Annotated in this window: 3 protein-coding genes and 2 pseudogenes; 3 read left to right on the top strand and 2 right to left on the bottom strand. The window is 65.0% G+C overall.

The annotated features are described in order from the left end of the window. Positions 1–114: 114 nt before the first annotated feature. The 3 genes and pseudogenes from R6V09_RS47110 to R6V09_RS47100 form a co-directional block, all read left to right on the top strand. Positions 115–1139, top strand: a pseudogene (locus tag R6V09_RS47110) (IS256 family transposase); the annotation flags it as partial. 13 nt (positions 1140–1152) lie between these two features. Continuing rightward, positions 1153–1470: a hypothetical protein gene (locus R6V09_RS47105; RefSeq protein WP_317887605.1), complete on the top strand. Its 318-nt coding sequence runs from the start codon at positions 1153–1155 to the stop codon at positions 1468–1470. A gap of 1103 nt (positions 1471–2573) precedes the next feature. Then, positions 2574–2918, top strand: coding sequence for a DUF2750 domain-containing protein (locus R6V09_RS47100; RefSeq protein WP_317887604.1), 345 nt, complete (start codon positions 2574–2576; stop codon positions 2916–2918). On the opposite strand, the gene R6V09_RS47095 is transcribed toward R6V09_RS47100, so the two are convergent. Together R6V09_RS47095 and R6V09_RS47090 are read right to left on the bottom strand one after the other, a co-directional pair. Continuing rightward, positions 2915–3919 carry an IS481 family transposase gene (locus tag R6V09_RS47095; RefSeq protein ID WP_317887603.1) on the bottom strand — a complete coding sequence of 335 codons (1005 nt, stop codon included), beginning with the start codon at positions 3917–3919 and terminating at the stop codon, positions 2915–2917. The two genes, R6V09_RS47100 and R6V09_RS47095, sit on opposite strands and share 4 nt — an antisense overlap. Before the next feature lie 71 nt (positions 3920–3990). Then, positions 3991–4245 (bottom strand): annotated as a pseudogene (locus R6V09_RS47090) (VOC family protein); the annotation flags it as partial. Positions 4246–4363 lie beyond the last annotated feature (118 nt).

Below are 4363 nucleotides of genomic sequence, written 5' to 3'. Positions count from 1 at the left end.
ATCCCCTCACGGAACTGCCGGCGCTCGTCCGACAGACCACCACCCTGCGCATACCTCATAAGAGACGGCGTACCGCGAGGATCAAGCTCTGTCAGCGGCTACGACAACCCGCGTTCAAGCTCAGTAGAGGCCGAAGTCAACGCCTACATAGCCGAGTTGGCTGATGAGCGCTACGACAAGGGGCGCCGCCTGGTGGTCCGAAACGGCTATCACCAGCCCAGACAGGTCACCACCGCGGCCGGCGCGGTCGAGGTGAAGGCGCCGCGGGTGAACGATAAGCGCGTCGACGAGGCCACGGGCGAGCGCAAGCGGTTCTCCTCCACGGTCACCCGGCTGACGACGCAGTGGCAGGCTGACCACGCCGCCTTCATGGACCGCGACCTCGCCGAAGTCGACTACGTGTATTTGTGGGCCGACGGCATCCACCTCAACGTTCGCCTGAAGGAGGCCAGAGCTTGCGTGCTCGTCCTCGTCGGGGTGCGGGCCGACGGCAGCAAGGAGCTGGTCGCGCTCAAGGACGGCTACCGTGAATCGGGCGAGTCCTGGGCGGACCTGCTGCGCGACTGCGCCTGCCGGGGAATGCGTGCCCCGGTCCTGGCGGTCGGCGATGGGGCTCCCGGCTTCTGGAAGGCTTTGTCCGAGGTCTTTCCCGCCTCCCGGCATCAGTGGTGCTGGGTTCACAAACGGCCAACGTGCTCAACGCTCTGCCGAAGTCGGCCCAGCCCGGAGCCCGCAAGGCACTTCAGGACATCTACAACGCCGAGGACCGCGAGCTCGCAGTCGAGGCGATCAAGAGGTTCGCTCAGCTCTGTGGCACGAAGTTCCCCAAGGCCGTCAAGAAGATCACCGATGAAGAGGCCGAGCCGCTGGCATTCTACGACTTCCCCGCCGAGCACTGGATCCATCTGCGGACGACCAACCCGGTCGAGTCCACCTTCGCCACCGTCCGCCTGCGCACCAAGGTCACTCGCGGGGCCGGCTCCCGCACGGCCGCCCTGGCCATGGTCTTCGAGCTCGTCGAGTCCGCTCAGCAGCAGTGGCGAGCCGTGAACGCACCCCACCTCGTCGCCCTCGTCCGTGCCGGGGCCCACTTCGAACGCGGCCAACTGGTCGAGCGCCCAGCCACCGTCGCGGCATAGGGTCTGGTGCACGATGACCGACCACCACCACACCTACGGCACCAGCATCCACACCGCCGACGAGCTGGCCCGGCTCGTCAGCGGCCGCCTCGGGCTGGTCTTCACCGAGCGCGACAGCGACTACCGGGGCGTCTACCATCTCGCCAGCAGCCCCAACGGACGGATCGAGATCCAGCCCAACCCCATCCCCGGCGACGACGACCTCTACGCTCCGGAACACTCGTCGGCCCAGGTGCTGTTGCTCACCACCACCGCGACCCCGGACCCCGCCCTGCACGCCCGTCTGGGCTCCCTCGAAGGCCTCATCCACCTGAACCACGAGACTGTGTGAACAGCTACTGATCCACAGCTTTTGACAATTGCACTCTCCACTGCAGGAGGTGTAGTTCCTTGTCTGAGCTTTCCAGGCCTGGTTCGGCAAGGTTGGTGAGGTAGTCGACTGCGAACATGTACGCGGTCACGGCTGTACGGTGGTCTCCTCAAGCGGCTGCGTTTTTGGCCCACTCGGCCGCTGCGGTGATGCGTACGTACGGTGGTGCGGATTCCAGTTGGGCAGCCGCACCCCAGTCTCGGCCGGCTTCCGCTGACACGATGGCTCCGGACAAGGCCGATTGAACTGCAACGCGAATCACCAGGAGTATGGCGATGGCCGGGTGATCGACGGGCAGCAGGCTGAGGGCTTCGTTGAGCAGTGTGATTGCGCTGCGCAGCTTCTCGGCATCGGGCTTTTGACGGGCGCTCAGCGACAGCCTTATGGCGTGGTTGGAACAGAGCCCGGCCCGGTGCGGGTGCTCTGGGGAGAGTTCGGCGAGTACGACTGTCCCGACGTTCAGTGCCTGGTCTGGTGCAGGTAAAGATCACCTGATCGTGCAGCAGACCCGGCCCCGGCTATGTGAGGGGCTCAGGAGGCGGCATGATTAGCCCATGCCAAAGGGGAGGGTATTCGCAGTTGTCGGCTATGCCACGCTGGCACTGGTCTGCGTGGCAGTTGCAGCAAAGCTGGTGTTCGACGGCATCGCGCAGCTGAACCTACTGGGGAACGCTGTGGAGGTTCGACTCGCAGAGTGCCACCGTGAGGACGGAGCGCGGGGCTCAACCCACACCGAATGCAGCGGCCTGGTACAGAACACTACGAACCCGCGCACCATAAAAGTTACGTACGACGGCCACAAGGGCGAGACCATCAGAGCCGCGCAGGTGCCCTGGGGAAGTTAGGAAGCGGTGGACACGGGCTTTGTTTCAACGGGCATCGCGATCTTGTTCCCCGTGTTGCCGCTCTTCGCGGCTGTGGGTGCGGGAGCTCTTACCGTCAGAGAGTTCCGCCGGGTAAGGCAACCAGCCACTTCCGATGGAGCTGCGTGAGTCTCCACTGTCGGTGCCGGACTAAGAACCGCCAACGAAAATGAGTAACGGGGAACGCGAAGCTGACGTGACATGAGTCAGAGTGGTTCGCAAACGGCTGCATTCTTCCGAGAGGCCCGCCAGAGTGGATTGGTCTGGTTCGTTCGGGACGGCGAGGGAAGCCCGGCTCCCCGCCCGGCGGACGGCACACGAAGTCTTCCCTACTGGTCGACCACGGCTCGCGCCCAAAGGGCGGCGAAGATCTGGGGGCATCGGCTGCGTGTTGAATCCATGCCCCTGGATGCCTGGCGCGACCGCGATCTGCCTGATGCAGCCCGAGAGGGATACGCGATCGGCATCAACTGGAGCGGACCACGCCTCGTCGGCTGGAGCTTCACTCCGGTGGAAGTCCTCAACCGCCTTGCAGCGGATAACTAGCTGTATGAGGGCTCGACGTTGGTGACGCTCTCACGGAGGCGTGCTGCCGGCGACTTTCCGGCGGCAGCACTATGCGGCCGGTGGTCGTTGTAGTGGATGTTCCACACTGTGATCGCGGCTGACCTGGCGTCTTCGCTGGTGAACTCGCGGGCGTAGAGGACTTCCTCGGCCATGATGCGCTGGTAGCGCTCAATCTTCCCGTTGTGCCGAGGTGTGTATGGCTTGGTTCTCTGATGCCGGGTGCCTTGCCCGACGACGCGGGCGAAGTCGCCGGAGCGGTAGCAAGCGCCATTGTCGGTGACGACCCGGTGGATGTGGTTGATGCCGTGGGCGGCGAACCAGACCTTCGCCCGGGCGAGGAAAGCAGCAGCCGTCGCGCCCTTCTCATCGCCCAGCGGTTCTGTGCAGGCGAGCCGTGAGAAACCATCAACGACGGAGTGCAGGCAGACGTGGCCACGCTTCGCCCCGGCAGACTTCGCCCGACTGCCGACCTTGGCCTGATCGCTGTCCCGGCCGTGGATCCGCCACCCGCCGCCATCAGGGATCCGGCCGACCTTCTTCACATCCTGGTGCACCATGTGTCCGGGCCGGCGGGTGATCATCTTCCCCGGCTTCCGGTTGTTCTCACCACCTGGGTCGATGAAGCGGCGTTCGCCGAGGCCGAGCCGGGTCAGGTGTCGGCTGACAGTTCGCCGGTCGATCGCCAAACCGGTACTCACAAGTTCGTCGGTGATCCGTTGCGCGGACCACTTGTGCTCGCGGCGCCAGGACTCGATCTGCTCGATGACCCATGCTGGAGTCGCGTTCGGACTCCGGTGCGGACTCGACGGCCGGTCTTGCAATCCCGCATCACCGTGTAGCCGCCGGCGATTTACCCACTTGCCGGCGCATGCGCGAGAGATGCCCATCTCAGCGGCGACGTGGGCGATGGGACGTGTCTGGCACCGCTTCACGAACCGCCTACGGCCCTCGACGCTCAGGGGCGCATTCGCCTGGGGCACTCGTCGTCCTCACGAAGTCGGACGACGGCAGGCGTGACACCTGTCGTGCGCGCCTGCCGCATCGCGGCCTTTCAGTCCCGCGGTGCGACGCGGATACGGTTCCCGTCAGGATCGGCTGCGAGGAAGGTCAGCCCGAACCCCGCGTCATGAGGCTCGCGCAGGATCGTGACCCCCTTGGAATTCCACTGCTTGAAGATCGCGTCGAGCTCGTCGGGTCCACCGTCGATGGCCAGGCACACCTCACTGGTGCGTGGGACGTCCGGTGACAGATCCTCGAACTGGCCCGACCACAGACCGAGGTCAGCGCCTGGCCCAAGTGAGCTTGTTGCGCTTTGACGGACACCATCGGTGTGGTGGTCAGGCTGCGAGTGCGGTCTCGTATTCGGCGGGACTTCGGTAGCCGAGGCTGCTGTGCAGTCGGTGCAAGTTGTACCAGCCCTCGAT

Source organism: Streptomyces sp. W16 (genome assembly GCF_033194735.1).
GTDB lineage: Bacteria > Actinomycetota > Actinomycetes > Streptomycetales > Streptomycetaceae > Streptomyces.
This window is presented reverse-complemented; position numbering and strand designations above follow the sequence as displayed.

Coding starts and splice junctions, on each gene's coding strand:
- R6V09_RS47105 (WP_317887605.1), top strand. CDS start 1,153: ATGACCGACCACCACCACACCTACGGCACCAGCATCCACACCGCCGAC.
- R6V09_RS47100 (WP_317887604.1), top strand. CDS start 2,574: ATGAGTCAGAGTGGTTCGCAAACGGCTGCATTCTTCCGAGAGGCCCGC.